Here is a 22,837-nt window from a genome sequence, read left to right as displayed (position 1 = left end):
TACGATGCACAGCGGGAAACAGGACAACCGGAGCATCCCGGCCTTCCCTGCGCAATGGTTGGAACGGCTTATGTCGTGTTCTCCCCGGGGAGCGATGCACTATTGCCCCCGTCGCCCTGCGGATGGCTGATGCGTGTGCCCGGTCGGGCTGCACACATCACCGCAAGACTTGGCGCACAGACCCCGGGCGCCAGGACGACACGATTTGGCCGTACGCCGATCACACCGGTCGTGCGCGCGACGCCTTCGCTCACGGCTCTCCGCCCTGCGAAACCATTCGCGCCGATGTGATCGGCGTCCACTGCCGCCCGGCCCGCGTTCGTGACGATCGCGATACGCCCCTCTTCCTTGGGCCGGAGTGAGCGGAAGATACGATAATTCCGAATTCTAATAAAGCGAAATATTTTGTCGTCGTTCCGTTGACCCCGCGCTTGGGATGTTTCGCCCGACGCGACGCAAGGGATTGTGGCCGGCAATCAATCCGGCGCGGTCGGCACCCGCGTCGTCCGTGCGAGCGCCTGGACCCGCCCTGTCGTCGAATAGCCGCCGCCATCGGCAGTTCACCCGGTGATCGAAAGTGAGATGCAACATGAGGACGAGAACGGCACGTCCGTCATTACCCAGAGCGGTGGTCTGGCGCAGGTCTAGGTCAAGATCGAGAAGGAGCCCGAGGCGCACGACGGTTTATCGCCGCCGCGGTGGAAACAGTGCCATCGTGACACAGGGCACGGGAAATCAGCAGGACATGCCGGACTGGCTGCACAAGCAGCAGGACCATTGACGCACGAAGGCCCATCGTCCGTCATGGACGATGGGCCACATCGTGAGCGGCGTTACCAGTTGCGATAGATGCCGGTCAGGGTGCCGTTGTTGTTGCCCTCCGGGCCGACATCGCCCTGCGTCGAGCTCGGCGCCGGATGGTTGGTGCCGTTGAGCGCGCCGTACGGTCCGGCCGGATAGTACGCGCGTGGCTGAACCGGTTGGTAGCCGGGGGCGGTGCGGTCCCATCCCACGCGCGGTCCGTTCCAATCATAGCCCTGGGCCGAGGCGGCCGTCGTGCCCGCGACGAGCGAAGCCGTGATCAGGCAGAGGAGTTTTGAGTTGTTCCGCATTCGAGATGCTCCTTGCTTGTGTCGCGAGACAACGGCCGCAGTGCGGGAGCGTTCCGGACGCGATCGGCGGAAGCGATCAACTCCGATCAACTGGTTATGAAGTCCGCGGAACAAGTGCGACATCAGCCGGGAATCCCGCGCGTCTTGCCGCAGCTTGTTCCCCGTTAATCCCGTGCCTTAACCAACAATTAATTATACGTTTGCGGGTGGGCGACAGCCCGGCCTAGCGTGCGGTGGGGAGCCGTTTTCGCGAAGCCAAACGAGTTGGTGCGTATCATGATGTCCAGATCACAACACGGGGCCTTGCTTGCCTCGCTCGGCGCAGCCGCGCTGCTCCTTGCCCCCAGCGACAGTTTTGCCAGACCCGGCGGCGCCGTCGCGCACGCCCACGCGCCGTCCGGCCCGGTGGCGCGTCCGCCGATTGCGCCAGGCGCCCGTTTCCGCGGCCGTAACACACCCTGGGTCTATTGGCCGGGCGGTGGCGGGTTCTTCTATGACAACGCAGGCTACGGCCAGCCTTTCGCCGATTCCGGCCAACCCGTCTCCAGCGACGTGCGCTACACCTATACGTACGACGTTCCCTGGGACTGGACGCATCGCTTCCCGCCGAACGTGGTGCCGTCCGACCGGCCCTATGTGCCGAGCTGTCCGACCGAGCAGGTGACTGTGCCGGGTCGCGGCGGCGGCGAGCATACCGTCAACATCATGCGCTGCTACTGAGCGGCGCATTTCCCTCAGCTAGCCCAGCTCAAAACTCGTCACGCCGAAGACGCGGTCGATCCGCAGCGGCGGGATGGGCCCTGTGTACATCCGCGCCGTCTCGAACACCGGCGCGAGGCCGAGCGATTCCGCGAGCGCAATCGCCTCGCGATTGACGGCGGGAACGTCGAGGAAGACTTCGCCGTCACCCGCACTTGCCAGCAAGGCCTGCGCGATCGCTTCCGCCGCCGCGCGGTCGTCGGCAACGAGCGGGCCGATCTTGCGGCCCGTCCGGCACGGCCGGATCACACCCCATGCCGCGAGCTTGCCGTCGCGCAGAAGCGCGCGACCGATATGTCCCGACGTGTCGATCCAGGCACGCAGGAAGCAGCCGCGCGGGGCCGGGAAGACGGTTGCATCGTCGGCTTCAACACGCGCGAACGGGATCGTGTCGAGCGCAATGACATCAGCGGGCGGGCTCAGTGGCGCGGCGACGATGCCGCCATAGCGGATATTGGCGTAGGCGAGCTGGAAGCCGGATTTTTTGTAATTATCCTGCTGCGCCACGACACCATCGAGGCCGATGACGCGGGTGCCCGCATGCGCGATCGCGGCGTTCCAGATGCGCAGCCCGTGGCCTCTGTCGCGAAAATCCGATCGCACGATGTAGAAGCCCAGGAAGGCGAAGCGATCATCGTAGTTGACGCAGGAGACGGTCGCGACCGGCTCGCCGTCGGTCTCGCCGATGAAGAAGCCTTTCGCGTCCGGGATCGCGAAACAGGCGGCATCGGAGAGGCCCGGATTCCAGCCTTCGGCCGCGGCCCAGTCGGCGGCGATGGATATCTCCTCCGGGCGCAAATTGCGGATCTGCAAATCGCTCATCTTTCAAATTGCTCGCGACGGTGGACCTGCCGGCAGGTCCGGCGGTAGAAGGCCTCATGATAGGCCGGGCCTGCGGCTCGCCTCAACGATATCACAGAGGATGATCGGTCATGGCAGCAGAGAAGGTCGCACTCGTTACCGCCGGCGGCAGCGGCATGGGGGCAGGGGCTGCGCGTCGGCTCGCAGCCGACGGCTTTCGCGTCGCCATCCTGTCCTCCTCCGGCAAGGGCGAGGCGCTTGCAGCCGAGCTCGGCGGGTTAGGGGTTACCGGTTCCAACAAGTCGAACGACGATCTGAAGCGGCTTGTCGACGGGGCGCTTGCGCAATGGGGACGCATCGACGTGCTCGTCAATAGCGCGGGCCATGGGCCCCGTGCGCCGATCACGGAGATCACCGACGAGCAGTGGCATACCGGCCTCGACACTTATCTGCTCAACGTGATCCGTCCGACGCGGCTGGTGATGCCAATCATGCAGGCGCAGAAGGCCGGCGCCATCATCAACATCTCGACTGCCTGGGCGTTCGAGCCCAGCGCGATGTTTCCGACGTCCGCCGTGTTCCGCGCCGGCCTTGCCGCCTTCACGAAGATCTTCACCGACACCCATGCCGCCGACAACATCCGCATGAACAATGTGCTGCCGGGCTGGATCGACAGCCTGCCGAAGACCGATGCGCGCCGCGATAGCGTGCCGATGCAGCGCTACGGCAAGGTCGAGGAGATCGCCGCGACGATCTCGTTCCTGGCGTCCGATGGCGCGGCCTATATCACCGGCCAGAACATCCGCGTCGACGGCGGACTGACGCGTTCGGTCTGAGGCGCGGGAAGTCGAGTCGCGTTTCGCGCTGTTGTCGTGATGCGACATTGGCGTGCGTCGTACGCCACGGATGAGGGATCAGGCGTGGCCCTTGGGTCACACCCGTCGCGCGTTCGCGCGCCGCACGGCTCACATTACGTCACAGTCCCTATGAACTTCGCCGCAGCCCAAGACGGCACGGGACCGGCGGCGTATGCCCGATCTGCGCCGGACGCCTTCCGCCCGCGCGCATTCGAAACGCGAGATCAATCGCGTGAGGCAAGGAGACTGGAATGAAAAAGTTTTTGCTGGCGGTTGCTTCGGTCGGCTCGGTTATCTTGGGCCCCGCATCCGTGCAGGCGGCCGATCTCGCGGCGCAATACACCAAGGCGCCCATGATGGCGCCGGCCTACAACTGGACGGGCTTTTACGTCGGCGGCAATGTCGGCGGGCAGTGGGGCAGCGCCGATCCGACCACCTCGACCGTTTTCGATCCGCCCGGCTATTTCGCGGCCAGCAGCGTCCCTGCCATCAACGCGGTCGGCGCCCAGGGCGTCAACAGCTCCAGCGTGACCGGTGGCCTCACCGCAGGCTACAACTGGCAGGTCAACCACGCCGTGCTCGGCCTCGAAGGCGACATCAATTATTTCGGCGTCAAGGGCAGTGCGACGGGTTCCGCGGTCTATCCCTGCTGCGCCCCAACCGGATTCACCGTGTCCTCGCAGGTCTCGGCCGACTGGCTCGCCACGATCCGCGGCCGGATCGGCTTCCTCGCGGCGCCGACCTGGCTGCTCTACGCCACCGGCGGCGCGGCGATTGCCGAGGTGAAGGGTAATTTCAACTTCACCGACACGTTCGCCGCGGCGACGGAGTCGGCCGCGTTCCGCGACACACGCCTCGGCTGGACCGCTGGTGTGGGCACCGAATACGCCTTCGGCGGCGGCTGGTCGCTCAAGGCCGAATATCTCTATGTCGATCTCGGGAGCAGCACCGTGACCAGCACCAATCTGCTTGGCGGCGCATTTCCGGCCAACGTCTTCACCCACTCGGTCGATCTCAAATCGAACATCGTGCGCGTCGGCGTGAACTACAAGTTCGGCGGACCGGTCGTCGCCAGGTACTGAGCTTCCCGTTCCGATCCTGGCGTGGAAAGCCCCGGCCTGGCCGGGGCTTTCTGTTTTGGGGCTCAGCCTGCGTGCGAAGCCACGAGGCGCGCCAGCGCGGGCAGGATCTTGTAGCGCGCGATCTCGTGCGGATATTCACCCCGGTTAGCGAGCAGGACGATGCCGATCCGCCGCGCCGGCACGAGGCCGATATAGCCGGAGGCGTTGTTGAGCCCGCCCGGCTTGTCGACGACGGTGACGCCTGGAAGACGCACCGTCTCCCAGGCCATTCCCTGGCCAAACTTCTCGTCGACGCGGAAGATCTCGTGCTGTGTCATCCGCAATGCCTCGCGCAAGTGAGGGTCGATCGACCGCCCGTCGACGCAGGTCGCAACGAACGTCGCGAGATCCCGCGGCGAAGAAAACATCTGGCCCGTGCCGGGAAAATCGAAATAGCTTTGCTGGTCGCCGATCGGGCCGATCGCCATGCCTTGATCCGAATAGCCCTGGACCGCGCGGTGCATCCAGACCTCGTCCATGACGGCACGGCTATCCTCGCCGCGTTCGGGCACGGAGGTCGCATTCATGCCGATCGGCTTGAGGATGCGCTGTTCGAACAGGGCCGCGATCGGCGTGCCGTAATAGCGCTCGAGCACGAGCTGAAGCAGCACGTAGCCGGCGTGGCTGTAGACGCGCTGCTTGCCGGGCATCTCGCCGGCCTGCGGTCTCCAATTGTTGAACATGTCGATGAACTGCGCGCGCGTAAAAGTCCCGTCCGGCCAAGGCGGATGGTCGGTCGGCAGCAGCATGCCCGAGGTGTGCGTGACGAGTTCGCCGACGGTGACGCGGCGGATATAGTCGCCGGTGAGTTCGGGGACATGTTTCGGCAGATGATCGCCGAGCCGCAGCTCGCCGCGGAGGGTGCCGAGCGCGACCAGCGTCGCCTCGAACGGTTTGCGCAGGGAACCGAGGTTGAACAGCGTGTCCGGCGTGACCGGCCGTCGCGTGGCGTCGTCGGCAAAGCCGTAGTTGAAGAACTCGACATGGCTGCCGGCGTAAAGCGCGGCGGCAAGGCCGCCCGGCTGGTCCGGCGTCGCGGTCGGCGCCAGCTCGTTTGCGACGATGTCGCGCATCTGCGCGATCATGTCGGAATCTGCCGCGGCGCGGTGCGGCCACGCCAGCGCGACCGGAATAAGCGCGGCCCGGGCGAACGCCCGCCGGGTGAGGTGCGATGAGGTGACAACAGACGGCACGGCCCTGACGCAGGATGCGATGGCCCCCGAGTCTCTTTTAACGGGAAGGGCCGTGCCTCCCTATTCACGATTGCGCGTGGTGGGTTCCGCCTGTGGAGCCTCCGAAAAGATTACTTAGCTTATGAGCTAACAATTCTTGACGCCGGATGGTGGCAGCCCTATAATTAGCTCCATGGCTAACCAATTATCCCGGCTCGACCAGGTCTTTTCCGCACTCGCCGATCCCACCCGGCGGGCGATCGTGATGCGGCTCTGCGCCGGCGAAGCGTCGGTCGGTGAACTCGCCGATCCCTTCGAGATGGCGCTGCCGAGCTTCATGAAACACATCCACGTGCTGGAGACGAGCGGGCTCGTTCTGTCGGAGAAGTCCGGCCGCGTGCGCACCTGCCGTCTCAGCCCGGACGCGCTCGTCGGAGCGGAGGACTGGTTCCAGCAGCAGCGCGCGATCTGGGAGGCGCGGCTCGACCGCTTCGAGGCCTATGTGATGAAGCTGAAGAAAGACAAGGAGAGGGCGGGCGCCAAACGGCCGTCCAACAAAACCAACAGGACAACCGGCAAGACAACCAAACGGAAAGGTTCCGAGTGATGACGAATTCTGCCAATCCCGCCCTGTCGCAATGGTCGCTCGACCGCGAGATCGTGATGTCGCGTGTGATCGACGCGCCGCGCGATCTGGTGTTCGAGGCGTGGTCCGACCCGAAGCATCTGCCGCAATGGTTCGGGCCGAAGGGTTTCAAGCTCGAGACCTTCGAGATCGACGTGCGCGTCGGCGGCGTCTGGCGCTTCAACATGATCGGCCCCGACGGCACCGTCTATCCGAACCGCATGCGTTTTCGCCGCATCGAGCGGCCGTCTTTGATGGAGATGGACCACGGCACCGACCAGGACGAGGATCCCGGCCTGTTCCGTTTCACCGTCACCTTTGCCGAGCAGAGCAACGGCAAGACGGTTCTGATGATGCGGCAGCTGGCATCGAGCACGGCGCAGCGCGACGGCATGATCAACTTCGGTGCGGTCGAATACGGCTACCAGACGCTGGACAAGCTCGCCGCGTATGTCGGTGGGCTGAAGAGCTGAAGGAGATCGCGCGGTCCGACTTGCCGCGTGCTCACTCCTCATGGCCGGGGCTAAACCCGGCCATGAGGGAGATGACAGAATTGGGCCACCCCTTACCTAACAGCGTTACTCCTTCGCCTCATCCGTCACGATGCCGCCGAGCTTCTGCCAGCGCTGGCCGTCGAATTGCACCATCTGGAACTGCTTGTTGACGCGATAGTCGGTCGGGCTTGTCGTCACGGAAATCCCTGGCAGGGTCAGGTCGAGCTCGATGTTCCGGAGATTGGCGGCCTGACGCATCACGTTCTCGCGGGTGAGATCGTCGCCGCATTGCTGCAGCACCTGCACCAGGAGCTGGGACGTGATGTAGCCGTAGACGTTCAGGTTCGAATCCTTGTCGCCGTCCGGATAGTGCTTCGCCATGAAGGCGAGATAGCGTTTCATGCCGGGATCGTCCTTCCACTCGGGATCGGCGGAATCCTTGACATAGCCGACGCTGACGACGCCCTTGGCGTTGTCGAGTCCGGCGGGTTTCAGCACCGCGCTGACCGAGGAGGCGTTGATGTCGATGATGTGCAGCGGCTTCCAGCCGATTTCGGCGACCTTCTTGATCGCCTGCGCGGCCTGTTTGGGCGTCGTGGCGCTGAACAGCACGTCGGCACCTGCATCCTTCAACCGCAGGATCTGCGAGTCGATGGTGGGCTCGGTGATCTCGTAGGACGTCTCGGCCACGATCATCTTCGCCTTGTCACCAAGACCTGCTTTGAAGCCGGCGAGGTAGTCCTTGCCGAGATCGTCGTTCTGATAGAGCACACCGATCCTGGCGTTCGGATAGTTCTTCAGAAGATATTGCGCGTAGATGCGGCCCTCGACGAGGTAGGATGGGTTGAAGCCCATGGTCCAGGGGAAGTTCTTCGGATCGGTGAAACGCGCCGCGCCGGTTGCCGCGAACAGCTGCGGGACCTTCTTGGCGTTGAGATATTTTTGCACGGCGACATTCGGCGCCGTGCCGATGATCTGGAAGGTCAGCAGCACCTCGTCGCTTTCGACCAGCTTGCGAGTCTGCTCAACCGTCTTCGGAGGCGAATAGGCGTCGTCATACTGAATCAAGTTGACCTTGCGGCCGTTCACGCCGCCCAGATCGTTGATCATTTTCATGTAGGCTGCCTGGGTCTTGCCGATCACGGCATAGGCCGAGGCCGGACCGCTGAGCGGGACGGTCTGGCCGACCTTGATCTCCGTGTCGGAGGCGCCGGGATCGTATTTCTTTTGCGCCTGTGCGGTCGGGATCGACAGCGCGAGAACGAGCGCGGATGCCGCGGCGCGTTTGATAAGTGCGTTTTTCATTTCCATTCCCTGTTCGTGACCGTCACTCGCCCTTGAGGCCCGCCTTGCGGATCAGCCCGGTCCATTTCTGCGTCTCGTTGTCGATGAACTGGCCGAACTCGGCCGCGGTGCCGGCGCGCACTTCGAGGCCCTGTGCGGTCAGCTTGTTCTTGATCGCCGGCTCGGCGAGCGCGCGCAAAACTTCGGCCTGCAGTTTGTCGACGATGGCGCGCGGCGTCGTCGATGGCGCCATGAAGCCGTACCAGCCGGCGGCAGCCACGTTGGGAAAACCCTGCTCACGCAGGGTCGGCGCTTGCGGATAGAGCGCGCTGCGTTCGGCCGAGGCGACGCCGAGCACGGTGAACTTGCCGCTCTGGATGTAGGGCAGGGCGGTCGGCAGCGCCGTCAGCGTGGCATCGACGCGGCCGGCGAGCAGCTCGGTGTAGGACGCCGCATCGCCACGGAAGGGAATGTTGAGACCCTTGACGCTGGCATCCCTGAACAGGAGTTCGCCGGCAAGATGCGGCTGCGAGCCGGCGCCGGGTGAGGCGAAGGTCAGTCCGTCCGGTTTCGATTTGCCGTAGGCGATCAATTCGGGAAGCGTCTTGAACGGCGCGTCCGCGCTGATGATCAGGAACAGCGGCGCGATCACCGCCATCGCGACCGGCTGTAGATCCTTGCGGTCGTAGGTCAGCTTGCCGAACAACGCTTCGGCGGTGGCGTAGGGCGCCGCGACGTAGAGAAGGGTGTAGCCGTCGCCCGGCGCATGCGCGACCGTGTCGTTGGCGATGCGCGTGCCGGCGCCCGGCTTGTTTTCGACGATGAATTGCTGGTGCAGGTAGCGGCCGAACTCTTCGGCCAGCAGCCGCAGCGAAATGTCGTTGGAGCCGCCGGGCCCGTAAGGCGAGATCAGCCGCACCATGCGCGACGGCCAGGCGTCCTCAGCGTGCGTGGAGAATGGAAGTGCGGATAGCGAAAGGGCGAGGGTGCCCAGGAATGTTCGCCGTGTGACGGTCATGATGGCCTCCCGGTGGAGCGCCAATTGTCGTGTTCATCGCCTGGCGCTCTTCTTGTTTTGCTTTTGTGTCTCGATCGGTCCGGCCGCGCCCACGATGGCGCGGATGCTGTCGGCAAGGGCGGCAATGCGCGGGCCGATCTCGCTCTCCAGCTGGCCGGGCTGGAGCCGGAACGCGGGAATGCCGCAATTGATCGAAAAGGCCTGCCTCGCCTCGCTCGCATGAAACAGCGGCGCGGCGACGGCATGAATCGAGGCCATGTACTCGCCGAAGCAGGTGCAGAAGCCGCGGCTGGCGCATTGTGCGAGGCCAGCGCGGTATGTCCCGCGGAAGACTGACCACAGCTCGGTGTCTTCGCTCGCAATGCGCTCTTCGAGCAGCGCGGCATCGGCCTGCGGCAAGGTCGCCGCCGCGGCACGGCCCATCGCCGTCATCACCACGGAAATGGGCATGCCGATGTCGGGGACGTGCGGGCCGACGTCGCCGGAACGCGCGGTCTCGACATAGATCATGGAGGTCGCATCGAGCAGGCCGATCGAGACCGTGCCGCGCACGCTCTGCGCCAGCTCCTGCATCATGGGCCGCGCGACCTGACGGAACTGCATGTCGGCGAGCAGCGGATGCGCCATGCGAAGCGCCCGCGCGCTGACGCGATATTTGGCGCGTTCGGAATCGTAGCGGAGGTAGCCGAGCTCGGCGAGCGTATGCGTCAGCCGCGCCACCGTCGGCCGCGGAATCCCGGTCAGCGTCGACAGCTCCATGTTGCCGAGCTGCGTCGCCCCCGCCTTGAACGCTTCGAGCACCACGAGGCCTTTTGCCAGCGTCGTCGCAAACGCAGCGTCATCGGCGCTCGAAGCCAGCACGGCGGCGGCGGACGAGGAAGCGCGGATCGGTTTGGACGCGGTTCGAGCCATGCAGGTTTAATGAACCCGGTTATGCCGTTTGTCCAATAGATTCAGAAAACACGTGCTTGTGTCCACTATACGGACGCTCGGCTATTGGTCCGGCCGGGACAAAAAGGACGCGGCGATCACTGCAGCAACACAGATTTTTGTCGTGATTCCGTGGCTTGTCATGACAGGATTATTACGATCAGACGTCATATCGATTACGGCGGAGCGCTTCATGTTGCAGTGGCAGGCAAGGTCAAATCCCCTCGCGTGGTGGTGGGGATCCCTGACGCTGGTCAGTGCTGCCAACATTCTCGTCTGGTTCATGCTGTACCGCGAGTTCTACCCGACGCCTGCCGGCAGCATCAGTGGCGGCTCCGACATCGGGCTGATGTTCCTGCTCTGCGCGGGTTATGTCTTCGGCTGCGCCTTCCGCTCGTTCCTGCCGCGCGCCGACGTGCAGCGCATCTGTCTGTTCGACACCTGGCTCTCCAGCATCTTCGTCGGCCGCACGGTCGCGACCGTGGCCGAACTGTGCTTCGTCGCGCAATGGGCGATCATCCTGCATCAGCTCGGGATCATGACGGGCGCTGAGACGGTCGTGAACATCGCGTGGGTGATCGTGCCCATCATCATCGTCGCGGAGTGCTTCTCCTGGTACGCGGTGGTGACGACCAACTTTCTCTTCAATGCGATCGAGAATTCATTGTGGGCGGTGACATTCTTTCTCGCGGGCATCGCGCTGTGCCGGCTGATGCCGGAATTCCAGGGGCCGGTTCGTTGGGCGCTGATTGCCGGCATCGTCAGCATCGCCTGCTTCCTGGCCTTCCTCGTCACCGTCGACGTGCCGATGTATCTCAGCCGCTGGCGGGCCGGACATCAAGAGGGCAACCGATTGCTCGGCTTCCTTGAAGGCCTGCATGACGTCTCGACGCGGTGGGTCGTGACCCACGACATCGCGCACTGGAAGGGCGAGCTGACCTGGATGTTCCTGTATTTCACCGCCGCCGTGTGGTCGAGCCTCGCGCTCTGTGCGCTCTACGCGATGGAAGGCTATCTCACGCGCTATCTCGCTTGACGGCTTATTTGCCGACCAGGCCGCACTTGCTGCGTTCAAGCGGGCGGAAGGCCTGGTCGGGCGGGATGGTCGCGACCAGCTTGACGAAGTCCCACGGCCCTTTTGATTCCTCCGGCGTCTTGACCTGCACCAAGTAGAGATCGTGTATCATGCGCTGGTCCTCGCGGATGCGCCCATTGGGCGTGTAAGCGTCCGAAACGGGCGTCGCCTTCATCCTGGCCATCACCGTCGCGCTGTCGTCCGAGTCGGTGTCCTTCACGGCCTGCAGATAGTGGCGCACGGCGGAATAGACGCCGGCCTGAATTTGTGACGGCATCGCTTTGCGGCGAGCGAAGAACGCATCGGAGAATATCCGGGCTGCCGGCGAGACGTCCTCGAAGAACGAGGTGACGATGAGATCGCCGCGCGTCGCCTTCAACCCGACGGACTGGATATCGACGTTTTGGAACGACATCGGCACGATTTTCATGCCCTGATCGGCAAGGCCGAATTCTTCGGCCTGCTTGATCGCGGTGGCGTTGTCGCCGGCGACGTTGATTGCCAGGATTTTTGCGCCCGAGGACTGCGCCTGGAGCAGGAATGAACTGTAGTCGGGCGTGCCGAGCTGCGCCTTGACGCTGCCGGCGACCTTGCCGCCAAGCGCAATGATGCGCTCGCGGGCGGTTGCCTCGATCGAGTGACCGAAAGCATAGTCGCCGGTGATGAAGAACCACGGCTCCTTGCTGGTCTGCATGACGCCGGAGACCACGGCGGTCGCGGTCGAATAGGCGTCCTGGGTCCATTGCACGCTGCTCGGTGCGCAGGCTTCATCGGTGAGCTGGTTGGCGCCGGCGCCGGAGACGAGGAAGATTTTCCCGTTGCCGCGCACCAGTTCCTGCACCGCGAGCGCGGCACCGGAGCTGCCGCCGTCCGCGATCGCCTGCACGCCGTCGCTGAACCATTTGCGGGCGAGCGATGCGGCGAGGTCCGGCTTGTTCTGGTGGTCGGCCTGCAAGATCTCGATCGGTTTGCCGTTGATCTTGAAGCCGAACTCCTCCGCCGCCATCCGCGCCGCCTCGGCCGAGCCCGGGCCCATCGCGGTCGCGAATATCCCGTTCATGTCGGTGAGGACGCCGATGCGGACGACATCGCCCTTGATTTCCGCGTGCGCGGTGGCGCCTGCGAGCGCCAGCGCGATCAGCAGGATAGCAGTCGATGTCGTACGAAGCGTGCTCATGGGGTTTCCCGATCCTGTTGTCGTTTTGATTGATTGGTGCCCGCGGTCAGGCCGGTTCGGCGATGACCTTGTTGCGCAAACTTCCGATGCCGGAGATCTCGACCTCGACGGTGTCGCCGGGACGCATCCACAGTGGCGGCGTGCGCTTGGCGCCGACGCCGCCGGGGGTGCCCGTGACAATGACGTCGCCGGGGACGAGCGGGCAGATCGCCGAGATGTAGGCGATCAGCTCGGGTATCGCGGTGATCAGGAGATCCGTGGTGGTGTCCTGCACAACGGCGCCGTTCAGGCGCGTCTGCAAGGTCAGCTTCGACGGATCGGGGATCTCGTCCGTTGTCACCAGCCACGGGCCGAAACTGCCGCTCTCCGCAAAGGTCTTGCCGGAGAGGAACTGGCTCGTGTGCCGCTGCCAGTCGCGGACGCTGCCTTCGTTGTAGCAGGAATAGCCGGCGATGTGGTCGAGCGCGCGGCTCGCGGGGATGTGACGGCCTTCCTTGCCGATGACGAGCGCGAGTTCGCCTTCGTAGTCGAAATCGTCGCTGACTTTCGGCTTCACGATGGGCTGGAGGTGTCCGACCTGGCTGCAGGGAAAACGCACGAACAGCGCTGGCTTCTCGGTAACGGTGCGCCCCGTTTCGACAACGTGGTCGCGATAGTTGAGGCCGACACAGATGATCTTTCCGGGATCGGGAATGACGGGGGCGAAGGTGATCTTGTCCAGTGGATGATCGGGCGGCGCGGACACGGCGAGCTTTGCCGCCTCGGCAACGCGATTGGTTTCGAGCAACTGCCGCAGATTGGTGCAGCCTGCCATGCGTGCGCCGAGATTGACGACGCAATTATCCCTGACGGCTCCGAAGGAGGGATGTCCGTTGGCGATGAATGAGAGCAGCTTCATGAGATATCCTTGAGAGAAGTCGGTCAGGCCGCGGACGGCACGTGGGTTGGCGTGATGGCGGCAATGAGCCGGTCGAGCTCGGTGTCGTTCCGGGCGGTGCCACGGACGTAGCGGTCGGGGCGAACGAGTGCGGCAATGATGCCGTGCTCGCGCAGCCATGGCCCGACGCCTTCGGCGTCGTCGCTGATCAGGATGTCGATTCCTGCCTGCGACAGAGTCAGACGTGACGAGAGCGTGGCCGCGCTCTCGACGAGCAGCACGTGGCTGTAGCCGATCCGGTCGTCGCCGCGGCGGCCGTCTTTCAGCTCGAACTGCGGCGCCAGATGTCCGGCAAGAGCCAGATCGCCGAGCGCAAGGCCGGGGCCGAGCAGGGGCTTTTTGACGTGCAGCTTGACCGGTGCATTCTCGCGGGCTTCGCCGGCAGCAAGGCCCGCTTCGATCGCCTTGGTGTTGATGACGCCGCCGAGCCGGATAGCGAGCTCGATGAACTCGCGCACGTGCGGCTGGCGCTCGCGCTGATAAGTGTTGAGCAGATTTGCCTCCGCCCGTCCGTGCAGGACCGCGGCGAGCTTCCAGGCAAGGTTAGCGGCATCTCGAATGCCTGCGCACATGCCCTGACCGAGGAAGGGCGGGGTCTGATGTGCGGAGTCGCCGGCGAGCAGCAGACGACCGCTCCGCCATTGCTGCGCGATGACGGAATGAAAGGTGTAGACCGCGGCGCGCTCGAGTTCGGCATCCTCGGGCGTGATCCAGCGCGACAGCAGCTCCCATACATGTGCCGGCTGCGCCACCTCGTGGGAGTCCTCGTCCGGGAGAACCGTGATCTCCCAGCGCCGCCGCGTGCCTGTGCCGCGAACATAGGTCGCCGGCCGGCGCGGATCGCAATGCTGGATGCTGTAGTCGCCGAGATCGTCGCGGTCGCGCTTGAGCAGCACGTCGATCACGAGCCAGCGCTCGTGGAAGCCGAGATCGTCCAGGCCTGAGCCGATGAAGCGGCGCACCAGAGATCGGGCACCGTCGCAACCGATGACATACCCAGCGCGGACTTCGCTCAGCTTCCCGTTGGAAAGGTCCTCGTAACGGACGCGCACGCCGGTCTCGTCCTGATCCAGCGCGAACACCTCGCAGCGGCTGCGCAAGGCGACGTGCGGCCAGCGCGCGAGACCGGCGATCAGCTCGTCTTCCAGGTCGGGCTGGTGGAAGCGATAGCTGAGATTCCATCCCATCGGCGTCAATGTCTGTGGCCGCGACCAGTCCAGCAGCATCCGGCCGTCGGCGTCGAGAAAGAGCATGCCGGGGCTGAGGATGACATGCGGCAGGATCGCCTCGGCGAGGCCGATGGTCTGGAACACCCGCATGCATTCGTCGTCGAAATGTACTGCGCGCGGCAGATGATAGGTCTGCGCCTCGCGCTCCAGCACCAGCGTCCGTACGCCGCACAAGCCAAGCAGGTTGGCGAGCGTGGCTCCGACCGGGCCGCGGCCGACGATCACCACGTCAAACTCTTCAGGGGCGGATTTATCTTGCATGGGGGTATCTCTTCCCCCAGCGATGCCGCCGCATCAACGCCGCCGTGCCAAGTGTCCGCCCAGCGGACGGCCTTGCCTAGATCTCGAGCGGAATGGTGGACGCCGTCTCCCGAAGTTGCGCCGCAAACTGTGCGACCGCCTCCTCAATCCCCAGCGCCGAGCGGATCCAGATGATCGAGATGCAGCCGAACACGGCGCCATTGCGCACGATAGGGACGGCGATCGAGGCGGTCTTGGGATTGTATTCGCCCTCACTGCGGATCGCGTAGCCCCGCGCTTGCGTCTCGGCGATCATTCGGTCGAGGCGGACTTCGTCGAGGAAGGGGCGATCGTCGGCCTCGTCGATCCGGCGCAAATGATTGACGATTAGCTCGCACTCGCGCGCGGGGCATGCGGCGAGATAGGCGCGGCCCGCCGAGGTCCGCAGCATCGGCAGGCGCTTGCCGATCATGCCGCGGTCGATCGAGAGCGGGCTGCGCGAATGCGTGGTCTCCTGCACCACCATCGCGGCGTTCTCGTAAGTCGAGAGATCGACCGGCCAGACCAGGGTCTTGCTCAGCTCGGCGAGGAAAGGTGCCGCCGCCTGGCAGATCACTACGCCGGGATCGTAGCCGTCACCAAGGCTGAGCGCCCGCCGGGTTACGCGAAAACGGTCGTCGCTGGCGCTGCGGGCGACATAGCCCAGTTCCTCTAGTGTCGCGAGCAGGCGGTAGACGGTCGGGCGAGGCAGGTCGAGCGCGCGCGCCACGTCGCCGGCGCGGATGCCGCCGGAGCGGTTGACTTCATGCAGCACGTCCAGCCCGCGCTCGAAGGCGCGGACGCCCTCAGACTGCCGCGGCTGACCGTTCCGCGTCCGCTCCTTGGACACTTCGCATTTCCTCCCTTGTGGCCTGCAGCCTCGCGACTATCGTCTTTGCGAACGCGAAGCGATTGCGGGCACCACCGTAGGATCGCGCGCGGCCGGTATCAAGTTCGCCGCAGTGCGGCGGACGCGGTGCCTCGGGAGGACGTCTATGGAAATCACCGCGCTCGGCTATATCGGGATCAACTCGTCGCAGCTCGACCAGTGGGACCGGATGGCGACCGGGCTGCTCGGCATGCAGCAGGTCGATCGCGGCGGCAACATGCGCGCCTTCCGCATGGACGATCGCAAGCAGCGGCTGATCGTCGATGGCAGCGGCGATGCCGGTCTTACGGTGATGGGATGGGAGGTTCTGTCGACCGCCGAATTGAACCATTTGGCCGGCCGGCTGGAAAGCCATGGGGTCAGGGTGACGCGGGGATCGCGCGCGCTGGCCGACGAGCGGCATGTCGCCGAGCTGATTGTGTTCGGCGATCCCGCCGGAAACCGGCTCGAGGCCTTCTCCAAACCGGAGCTTGCGACCGAGCCGTTCAAGCCGGGACGGCCGATCTCGGGTTTCCGCACCGGTGCGCTCGGCATGGGGCACGTCGTGCTCAATGTCGAGGACGTCGAGCCGCTGGTGCCGTTCTATCGTGACGTGCTCGGCTTCCACGTCTCCGATTTCGGCCTCAAGCCCTACGGACTTTATTTCTTCCACGTCAACGGCCGCCACCACTCCTTTGCAATGGTTGGCTCGGGGCGGAAGGCGCTGCACCATTTCATGGTCGAACTCGGCAGCCTCGATGATGTCGGGCAGGGCTACGACCTCGCGCAGCTGGACGACGGCCGCGTCGCCTACACGCTCGGACGGCACACCAACGACCACATGACGTCATTCTACGTGAACACGCCGTCCGGCTTCTTCATCGAATATGGCTGGGGCGGGCGCGTGATCGAGCCTGCGACCTGGCAGCCGCACGAGACCTTTGACGGTCCGTCGCTGTGGGGCCACGAGCGGCTCTACATGCCCGAGGAGCAGCGCAAGCGCCTGCGCGACATGAGACTGGATGCAGCGTCGCGTGGCGTTCGTGTGGCCGACCCCCGCGTGCCGCCGCTGAACTGCGCGTGGCTGGATTCAGTGGTCGCGCGCGAATGATCCGCAGCCTCGCGGCAATGATGTGACATCCAAGAAAGGACAATATGTTTGGGACCCTCTCGAGGGCATGCTTCGTGCTGCTCGCATTCGCCTCAGCTGCCTCGGCCGACCCGATCAAGGTCACACTGCTGGGCACCGGCGTGCCGACGCCGCGGCCGACCAGCTTCAGTGCCTCGACGCTGGTGGAGGCGGGCAGCGAAAAACTGCTGTTCGATCTCGGCCGCGGTTCGACGATGCAGCTCTACAAGCTGAAGATTCCTCTTGGCGCGATCACCGCCAACTTCATCACGCATCTGCATTCAGACCATATCGTCGGCCTTCCCGATATGTGGCTGACCGGCTGGCTCGCCACGCCCTGGGCATCGCGCAAGGGGCCGATGAAGCTTTATGGCCCTAAGGGCACCGTCGCCATGACGGAGAACCTGACCAAGGCGTTCACGGATGACATCCGCATTCGTATCGACGACGAGCATCTCGATCCGGTTGCGGCCACTTTCACGGCAAAGGACATCGGGCCTGGGCTGGTCTATGAGAACAACGGCGTCAAGGTCACCGCCATCGAGGTCGATCACGGCGACAAGATCAAGCCGTCTTTCGGCTACGTCGTCGCGTATGGCGGTCACAAGGTCGTGCTCTCGGGCGACACCAGGTACGATGAGCGCATCGCGACGGCGGCTGAAGGCGCCGATTTGCTGATACACGAGGTCGCGGTGATCGAGCCGGAGCTGCTGGTCAGGAATCCCGTCTACAAGGACATTCAGGCACACCACACCTCGCCCGAGGAAGCCGGCCGCATTTTTGCTTCCGCCAGGCCCAAACTCGCCGTGTACTCCCACATCGTGTTCGGCACGGTAAAGCCGGCGCCCGACATTCCGGAGGAGCCGCTGATCCTGCGCACGCGGACGGAATACAAGGGACCGCTCCTCGTCGGGCGAGACATGATGTCGTTCAGGATCGGCGACACGGTCGAGGCGTTTGCACCTGACGGAGCGAAGCTGGCGCCATAGCGCAGGGAGCGATCAGGCCTCGCCGAGATCGACTTCCGTCAATATTCCCTGGCGTAGCGCCAGCCGGACCAGCTCGATGTCGGAGCCGACGCCGAGCTTGTCCTTGATCAGGGAATGCAGGTTCGCCACCGTCTTCGGGCTGACATGGAGCGTCTCGGCGATCTCGTCCGTCGTGTTCTCGGCGAGCAGCAGCCGCAGCACCTCGAACTCGCGCGGTGTGAGGACGTCGGCGGCCGAGCTTTCCCCGGCGAGCCGGCTCAGTGCGAGTTCATGGTCGATGTCGGGGCTGATGGCGATCTTGCCGGCCAGCACGTCCATCACCGCCCGCACCAGCGTCTCCGGCGGACTGGTCTTGGTGACGTACCCCCTGGCGCCGGCGCGGATCGCTTGCACGGCAAAGCCGGCATTCCCATGCATAGTGAAGACGAGAATCCTCGCGCTCTTGTCCCACTGCCTGATGCGCCTGACCGCCTCGATACCGCCGATGCCGGGCATGCTCAGATCCATGATGACGAGATCGGGCGCCTCGGATTTGAACAGACGATAGGCCTCCGCGCCGTCGGCGGCTTCGGCGATGACGCGCAATCCCGGCTGCTTCTGGAGCACGGAGCGATAGCCCTCGCGGACGACGGAATGGTCGTCGACCAGCAAAATGGTCGCGTCGGCCGCGCTCATGCGGCGCGCTCCAGCGGCTGCCGATCGGCGGCTGCGAGCGGAATGACCACGCGCAGTGCGGAGCCGCCGTTCGGCGCGGCCTCGAAGCTCAATTGGCCGCGCAAGGCAGCGACGCGCTCACGCATGCCGAGCAGGCCCATACCGGATTTCGCGACGGGATCGGTCGCGCGTCCGTCATCGTCGATCGCAAGCGCGATCTCGCTGGCCCCCATCGTCAATTCCAGGCTGACCCGCGTGGCGACGGCATGCTTGGCGGCGTTGGTGAGCGCCTCCTGCACGATGCGGTAAAGGCTGGCGCTGATCGTGGCCGGCAGCGTCTCGAACGCCCCGTCGAACCGGATCGAGAAACGTGTCTCGCCGCGGCTGCGCCCGTTCCAGCCCGCGACCAGGCCTTCGAGGCTGGCGACCAGCCCGAGCTCCTCGACATCGGGTGGCCGCAGCCGGAACAGCGTGCCACGCAGCGTCTCCATCATGCCGGTTGCGGTCCGCGCGATGCCGTCGCATTCGCCAAGCAGGGAAGGGCAGTCCTGCGCGGCGGTCTGGCGGGCGGAGGAGGCGAGCGCGCGGATTGCGGCGAGCGACTGGCCGAACTCGTCATGCAGCTCGCGCGCGAGATGGCGGCGCTCCTCGTCCTGGAGCGCGATCAGCTTCCGCGTCAGCTCGCTGCGTTCGGCAAGCGCATTGTCGAGGCTTTCGGCGAGATGGTTGAATCCGTCGCCGATCGCGGAGAGCTCGGCAAGGTCGAACGGCGGCAGCCGTGTGGTGAGGTCGTTGGCGGCAATCCGCTCGAGGCCGGTGCGGATCATGCGGGTGGGGCGCAGCGCGCGTGCCAGCGCGGCGTAGACCAGCGCGCAGAGCAGCGGCAGCGCGATCGCCAGCGCCAGCATCAAGCGGCCGGCCTCGTGCCAGGCCTCCGCCGTCTGCACGGCCGGCTCGACCGAGACCACGGCCTCGCCGAGCTTCGCTCCGCGCACGATCACAGGCCGTGCCGCTTCGCGGCCGGGGTCGAACAGGCCGCGATAGAAGGCCGCGAAAACTTGCGGCGGCGGGCTCGCCGGGACCGGCGCGCCGCTACAGAAGCGCTGGAGGATGTCGCCGCTCGTGCCGCGGAACGCCAGGCACAGGCCGGGCGTCATCACATAGGCCGAAACGGGGTCGAGGTTGGGAAAGTCCGAGCGCGGACTGGCGACCCACTGGATCTTGCCCTGTTGCAGCTCCAGCGTCTTCGCCACAATGGCGGCGATATCGTCGAGGCGCGCATGCGCCGCGCGGTCGGCCGTAATCAGGAAATAGGCGGAGATCGCGGCGAAGCAGGCGGCCGATATCGCGGCCACGCGCAACGTCAGACGGACTTTGAGATCGAACCTCGGGCGGTTCCACATCGGCGGGCACCTGGTGCGAACGGGTTTGTCGCGCCCGCATTAAACGGCAGAACGCAACCGGCGGAAAGCCGCCAGGCGTGACTACGGTGCACCGTCGTGAAATTTTCCCGGCGATCGCCGGGACCGGCGCTGCTGCATGGCCTGATTCCGCCGTCCAGATTGGCGCGCCGCTCCGTCCCACGAGGCCCTTTCATGCACCTGCGCCGGTTGATCCTCTCTGCTTGTTTCCTTGTCGTCCTCCCGGCGTCTTATGCGCTGGCCGGCGCCGAGACCGTCCTCGGCGTCGCCATGGACGACTTCAGCTATACCGATACGTCGGCTGAGCCGGCCAACCAGACCGCCGCCCACGAGCGACGGCTGTCGGCCTTCATGGCCGCGCTGCGGCGCGACATCGGCGAAGACCGGCGCTACCGGCTCGTGCCGTCGGCGCAGGACGGCGCGGCGTTCAAGGTCATCGGCGGCATCCAGAAGACGAGCACGTTGGTGCAATGGGCCAAGGTCGCCGTCATCGACGTTGGCGCCAGGAAGGTCGTGATGGACAAGCTCTACACCTTCCGCGGCGACAATGATGAATCGTGGGAGCGCGCCGAGACCTTCGTGTCCCGCGAGGTCATGGCCGCGCTCGGCACGCCCGCGCCGATCGCACTGGGGGTATTCGAATTCGAGCTCGACGACAACACCGCGGCACCGGCCGCCGGCCTCGCGGCCGCAGATGCATCCTATCTGGCCGAAGTGACCGGCAGCGTCCGCGACGCCCTCGGCCAATCCGGCCGCTACCGCCTCGTCGATGTCGGCAGTGCAAACGAGGAGGCGGTGAAGGCGCGCGCGCTACGCGACTGCGGTGGCTGCGAGGCGGCGATTGCGCAAAGGCTCGGCGCGGATCAGTCGCTGATCGGGGTGGTGCGGCGGGTTAGCCGCACCGAATACACGCTCGGATTCCAGGTGCGCGATGCAAAGACCGGCGCCGTGCTCGCACGCGGCGACAGCGGCCTGCGCCTGGGCGCGGACTATTCGTGGAAAAGGGGCGCCGTGCGGCTGGTCAGTGACCGGCTGATCGAGAGCCAGCCGCGGCAATAGGCTTCAGGCGGCTTCAGAAGGTCAGCTGCACCTTCATCGACTGCGAGCGGTCGCTGGCGAGCTCGAATGCCGCGACCGCGTTCTCGAACGGCATCATCGCCGTAATCAGCGGTTTCACGTCGATCAGGCCTTCGCCCATCAGCCGCACCGCAAGCTCGAACTCGGGATCGAAGCGGAAGGTGCCGCGCAACTGCAATTCCTTGGCGACGATGGAGTTGATCGGCAGCGTCATCTCGCCGCCGAGGCCGAGCTGCACCAATGTGGCGCCGGGCCTGAGCACGTCGAGCGCGGTGCGCAGCGCGGCCTGGTTGCCCGAGGCTTCGAACAGCGTGTCGAACACACCCTTGCCGGTGCGCCAGGGATCAAGCGCCGTGGCATCGGCCACGACATTGATGGCGTGAGTGGCACCGAGCTTTCTGGCGACCGCAAGCGGCGCCTCCGCGACATCGGTGACCACGATCTCGGCCGCGCCACCGAAGCGCGAGACCAGGATCATCAGCGCGCCGATCGGGCCGCAGCCGGTGATCAGCACGCGCTTGCCGAGCAGGGCGCCGGCCTGCTTGCCGGCATGCAGGCACACCGCGAGCGGTTCGGCGACCGCGGCTTCCGCCAGCGACAGCTTGTCCGCGATGGGCACGGCCTGCGCCGCATCGACCGTGACGAACTCGCGAAAGCCGCCTTGCACATGGGGAAAGCGCATCGCGCTGCCGAGGAAGCGCATGTCGAGGCACTGGTTGCGCATGCCTTCCTGGCAATGCAGGCACCGGCCGCACGGCTTGCTCGGATTGACCGCGACGCGCGTGCCGGCCTTTACGCCGGTGACGCCGTCACCGACATCGGCGACCACGCCGGCGATCTCGTGCCCCAGTGCCATCGGTTGCTGGATGCGCACGACGCCAAAGCCGCCGTGATGATAGTAGTGCAGATCGGACCCGCAGATGCCGCCGTTCGCGATCTTGACGCGGACTTCACCCGGACCAGGCGCTGCATCTGGATAGAGGTCGATCCGCAAATCTTTCGGTGCGTGAATGACGACGGCGCGCATGGGTTCGTTCCTTGGTTCTTCGCGATCACATCGCGGCGATCATGCCGCCATCGACATAGATGATCTGGCCGTTGACATAGGTGGAGGCGTCGGACGCCAGGAAGATCGCGGCGCCCACCAGCTCGTCCGGTCTGCCCCAGCGCTTCGAGGGGACGCGGCCCATCAGCCAGCTATTGAAGTCGGTGTTGTTGACCAGCGCCTCGTTCATGTCGGTGAGCATGTAGCCGGGGCCGATCGCATTGGCCTGGATGCCGTGCTGGGCCCATTCCACCGCCATCGATCGGGTCAGATTCTTGATGCCGCCCTTGGCGGCGGTGTAGGGCGCGATCGTCGGACGCGCGAGCTCGCTGCCGAGCGAGCCGATATTGATGATCTTGCCGTGCTTGCGCGGGATCATGCGCTTGGCCGCCTCGCGGCCGATCACGAAGGCGCTGGTGAGGTTGGTCTCGATCACCTTGCGCCACTCGTCGGTGGTGAACTCCACCAGCGGCTTGCGGTGCTGGATTCCGGCATTGTTGACGACAATGTCGATCGCAATGCCTTGTCTGTCGAAGCCGTCGAAGGCTGCGACGATTGCGGGCTCGTCGGTGACATTGAAAGCGGCGCCTTCGGCCTGGTGGCCGGCGGCGCGAAATTCGGCGACGGCCCGCTCCACCCGCCTGGGATCGACGCCGTTGACGATGATCCTGGCGCCGGCCTTGGCCATGCCCTCGGCGATGGCGCGGCCGAGGCCGCGGGATGAACCGGTCACGAGCGCGGTGCGGCCGGAAAGGTCGAAGAGGGCGGTGCTCATCTCAAATAT

Annotated in this window: 23 protein-coding genes; 9 read left to right on the top strand and 14 right to left on the bottom strand. The window is 65.2% G+C overall.

What is annotated here, in order from left to right; all coding sequences use genetic code 11:
- Positions 1 to 833: 833 nt before the first annotated feature.
- Positions 834 to 1,112, bottom strand: coding sequence for a hypothetical protein (locus ABIB00_RS32270; RefSeq protein ID WP_354107141.1), 279 nt, complete (start codon positions 1,110 to 1,112; stop codon positions 834 to 836).
- A gap of 276 nt (positions 1,113 to 1,388) precedes the next feature.
- Here ABIB00_RS32270 and ABIB00_RS32265 point away from each other — a divergent pair, with 276 nt between their 5' ends.
- On the top strand, positions 1,389 to 1,832 hold the full coding sequence (locus tag ABIB00_RS32265; RefSeq protein ID WP_354107140.1) for a hypothetical protein: 444 nt from the start codon (positions 1,389 to 1,391) through the stop codon (positions 1,830 to 1,832).
- Between the two features lie 18 nt (positions 1,833 to 1,850).
- Here ABIB00_RS32265 and ABIB00_RS32260 read toward each other — a convergent pair whose 3' ends face one another.
- Entirely contained in the window at positions 1,851 to 2,693 is an 843-nt protein-coding gene (locus tag ABIB00_RS32260; RefSeq protein ID WP_354107139.1) for a GNAT family N-acetyltransferase, read from the bottom strand.
- A 110-nt stretch (positions 2,694 to 2,803) separates the two neighbouring features.
- Here ABIB00_RS32260 and ABIB00_RS32255 point away from each other — a divergent pair, with 110 nt between their 5' ends.
- Positions 2,804 to 3,508, top strand: coding sequence for an SDR family oxidoreductase (locus tag ABIB00_RS32255; protein WP_354107138.1), 705 nt, complete (start codon positions 2,804 to 2,806; stop codon positions 3,506 to 3,508).
- Positions 3,509 to 3,780: 272 nt separating this feature from the next.
- A complete protein-coding gene (locus ABIB00_RS32250; protein WP_354107137.1) occupies positions 3,781 to 4,611 on the top strand; it encodes an outer membrane protein in 831 nt (276 codons plus the stop codon).
- A 62-nt stretch (positions 4,612 to 4,673) separates the two neighbouring features.
- Here the strand turns inward: ABIB00_RS32250 and ABIB00_RS32245 are convergent, their stop codons facing one another.
- Complete coding sequence (locus ABIB00_RS32245) at positions 4,674 to 5,843, bottom strand: serine hydrolase (protein ID WP_502917919.1); 1,170 nt, start codon at positions 5,841 to 5,843, stop codon at positions 4,674 to 4,676.
- A gap of 172 nt (positions 5,844 to 6,015) precedes the next feature.
- Between ABIB00_RS32245 and ABIB00_RS32240 the strand changes: the two genes are divergently transcribed.
- Positions 6,016 to 6,429 (top strand): ArsR/SmtB family transcription factor, encoded by a 414-nt coding sequence (locus tag ABIB00_RS32240; RefSeq protein WP_354107136.1) that lies wholly within the window; start codon positions 6,016 to 6,018, stop codon positions 6,427 to 6,429.
- Entirely contained in the window at positions 6,429 to 6,920 is a 492-nt protein-coding gene (locus ABIB00_RS32235; RefSeq protein ID WP_247340793.1) for an SRPBCC family protein, read from the top strand. The genes ABIB00_RS32240 and ABIB00_RS32235 overlap by 1 nt, the downstream gene beginning before the upstream one ends.
- Positions 6,921 to 7,025: 105 nt before the next feature.
- Here ABIB00_RS32235 and ABIB00_RS32230 read toward each other — a convergent pair whose 3' ends face one another.
- Genes ABIB00_RS32230 through ABIB00_RS32220 form a run of 3 tightly spaced genes read right to left on the bottom strand, consistent with a single transcriptional unit; the run spans position 7,026 to position 10,155 of the window.
- Positions 7,026 to 8,246 carry an ABC transporter substrate-binding protein gene (locus tag ABIB00_RS32230; RefSeq protein WP_354107135.1) on the bottom strand — a complete coding sequence of 407 codons (1,221 nt, stop codon included), beginning with the start codon at positions 8,244 to 8,246 and terminating at the stop codon, positions 7,026 to 7,028.
- Positions 8,247 to 8,268: 22 nt separating this feature from the next.
- Entirely contained in the window at positions 8,269 to 9,243 is a 975-nt protein-coding gene (locus ABIB00_RS32225; protein WP_354107134.1) for a Bug family tripartite tricarboxylate transporter substrate binding protein, read from the bottom strand.
- Positions 9,244 to 9,276: 33 nt separating this feature from the next.
- Entirely contained in the window at positions 9,277 to 10,155 is an 879-nt protein-coding gene (locus ABIB00_RS32220) for an IclR family transcriptional regulator (RefSeq protein WP_354107133.1), read from the bottom strand.
- A 211-nt stretch (positions 10,156 to 10,366) separates the two neighbouring features.
- Here ABIB00_RS32220 and ABIB00_RS32215 point away from each other — a divergent pair, with 211 nt between their 5' ends.
- Positions 10,367 to 11,209, top strand: coding sequence for a hypothetical protein (locus ABIB00_RS32215; protein ID WP_354107132.1), 843 nt, complete (start codon positions 10,367 to 10,369; stop codon positions 11,207 to 11,209).
- A 4-nt stretch (positions 11,210 to 11,213) separates the two neighbouring features.
- On the opposite strand, the gene ABIB00_RS32210 is transcribed toward ABIB00_RS32215, so the two are convergent.
- From ABIB00_RS32210 to ABIB00_RS32195, 4 genes are all read right to left on the bottom strand, one after another.
- Positions 11,214 to 12,425: an ABC transporter substrate-binding protein gene (locus ABIB00_RS32210; protein WP_354107131.1), complete on the bottom strand. Its 1,212-nt coding sequence runs from the start codon at positions 12,423 to 12,425 to the stop codon at positions 11,214 to 11,216.
- A gap of 46 nt (positions 12,426 to 12,471) precedes the next feature.
- Entirely contained in the window at positions 12,472 to 13,323 is an 852-nt protein-coding gene (locus ABIB00_RS32205) for a fumarylacetoacetate hydrolase family protein (protein ID WP_354107130.1), read from the bottom strand.
- Positions 13,324 to 13,346: 23 nt separating this feature from the next.
- Positions 13,347 to 14,852 carry a bifunctional 3-(3-hydroxy-phenyl)propionate/3-hydroxycinnamic acid hydroxylase MhpA gene (mhpA, locus tag ABIB00_RS32200; protein ID WP_354107129.1) on the bottom strand — a complete coding sequence of 502 codons (1,506 nt, stop codon included), beginning with the start codon at positions 14,850 to 14,852 and terminating at the stop codon, positions 13,347 to 13,349.
- Between the two features lie 76 nt (positions 14,853 to 14,928).
- Complete coding sequence (locus ABIB00_RS32195; RefSeq protein ID WP_247445900.1) at positions 14,929 to 15,720, bottom strand: DNA-binding transcriptional regulator; 792 nt, start codon at positions 15,718 to 15,720, stop codon at positions 14,929 to 14,931.
- Positions 15,721 to 15,865: 145 nt separating this feature from the next.
- On the opposite strand from ABIB00_RS32195, the gene ABIB00_RS32190 reads away from it, so the two are divergent.
- Both ABIB00_RS32190 and ABIB00_RS32185 read left to right on the top strand, forming a co-directional pair.
- A complete protein-coding gene (locus tag ABIB00_RS32190; protein ID WP_354107128.1) occupies positions 15,866 to 16,849 on the top strand; it encodes a VOC family protein in 984 nt (327 codons plus the stop codon).
- Positions 16,850 to 16,893: 44 nt separating this feature from the next.
- A complete protein-coding gene (locus ABIB00_RS32185) occupies positions 16,894 to 17,856 on the top strand; it encodes an MBL fold metallo-hydrolase (protein WP_354107127.1) in 963 nt (320 codons plus the stop codon).
- Between the two features lie 12 nt (positions 17,857 to 17,868).
- Here the strand turns inward: ABIB00_RS32185 and ABIB00_RS32180 are convergent, their stop codons facing one another.
- Both ABIB00_RS32180 and ABIB00_RS32175 read right to left on the bottom strand, forming a co-directional pair.
- Positions 17,869 to 18,531, bottom strand: coding sequence for a response regulator (locus ABIB00_RS32180; protein ID WP_354107126.1), 663 nt, complete (start codon positions 18,529 to 18,531; stop codon positions 17,869 to 17,871).
- Positions 18,528 to 19,913, bottom strand: a complete 1,386-nt coding sequence (locus ABIB00_RS32175) for a HAMP domain-containing sensor histidine kinase (RefSeq protein WP_247340781.1) — start codon at positions 19,911 to 19,913, stop codon at positions 18,528 to 18,530. The genes ABIB00_RS32180 and ABIB00_RS32175 overlap by 4 nt, the downstream gene beginning before the upstream one ends.
- Before the next feature lie 192 nt (positions 19,914 to 20,105).
- Between ABIB00_RS32175 and ABIB00_RS32170 the strand changes: the two genes are divergently transcribed.
- A complete protein-coding gene (locus ABIB00_RS32170; protein ID WP_354107125.1) occupies positions 20,106 to 20,990 on the top strand; it encodes a DUF3280 domain-containing protein in 885 nt (294 codons plus the stop codon).
- Between the two features lie 13 nt (positions 20,991 to 21,003).
- Here ABIB00_RS32170 and ABIB00_RS32165 read toward each other — a convergent pair whose 3' ends face one another.
- Positions 21,004 to 22,035, bottom strand: a complete 1,032-nt coding sequence (locus ABIB00_RS32165) for an L-idonate 5-dehydrogenase (protein WP_354107124.1) — start codon at positions 22,033 to 22,035, stop codon at positions 21,004 to 21,006.
- Positions 22,036 to 22,060: 25 nt separating this feature from the next.
- Positions 22,061 to 22,828 carry an SDR family oxidoreductase gene (locus tag ABIB00_RS32160; protein WP_354107123.1) on the bottom strand — a complete coding sequence of 256 codons (768 nt, stop codon included), beginning with the start codon at positions 22,826 to 22,828 and terminating at the stop codon, positions 22,061 to 22,063.
- Positions 22,829 to 22,837: the final 9 nt, after the last annotated feature.

The organism is Bradyrhizobium sp. LB14.3 (assembly GCF_040547985.1).
GTDB lineage: Bacteria > Pseudomonadota > Alphaproteobacteria > Rhizobiales > Xanthobacteraceae > Bradyrhizobium.
This window is presented reverse-complemented; position numbering and strand designations above follow the sequence as displayed.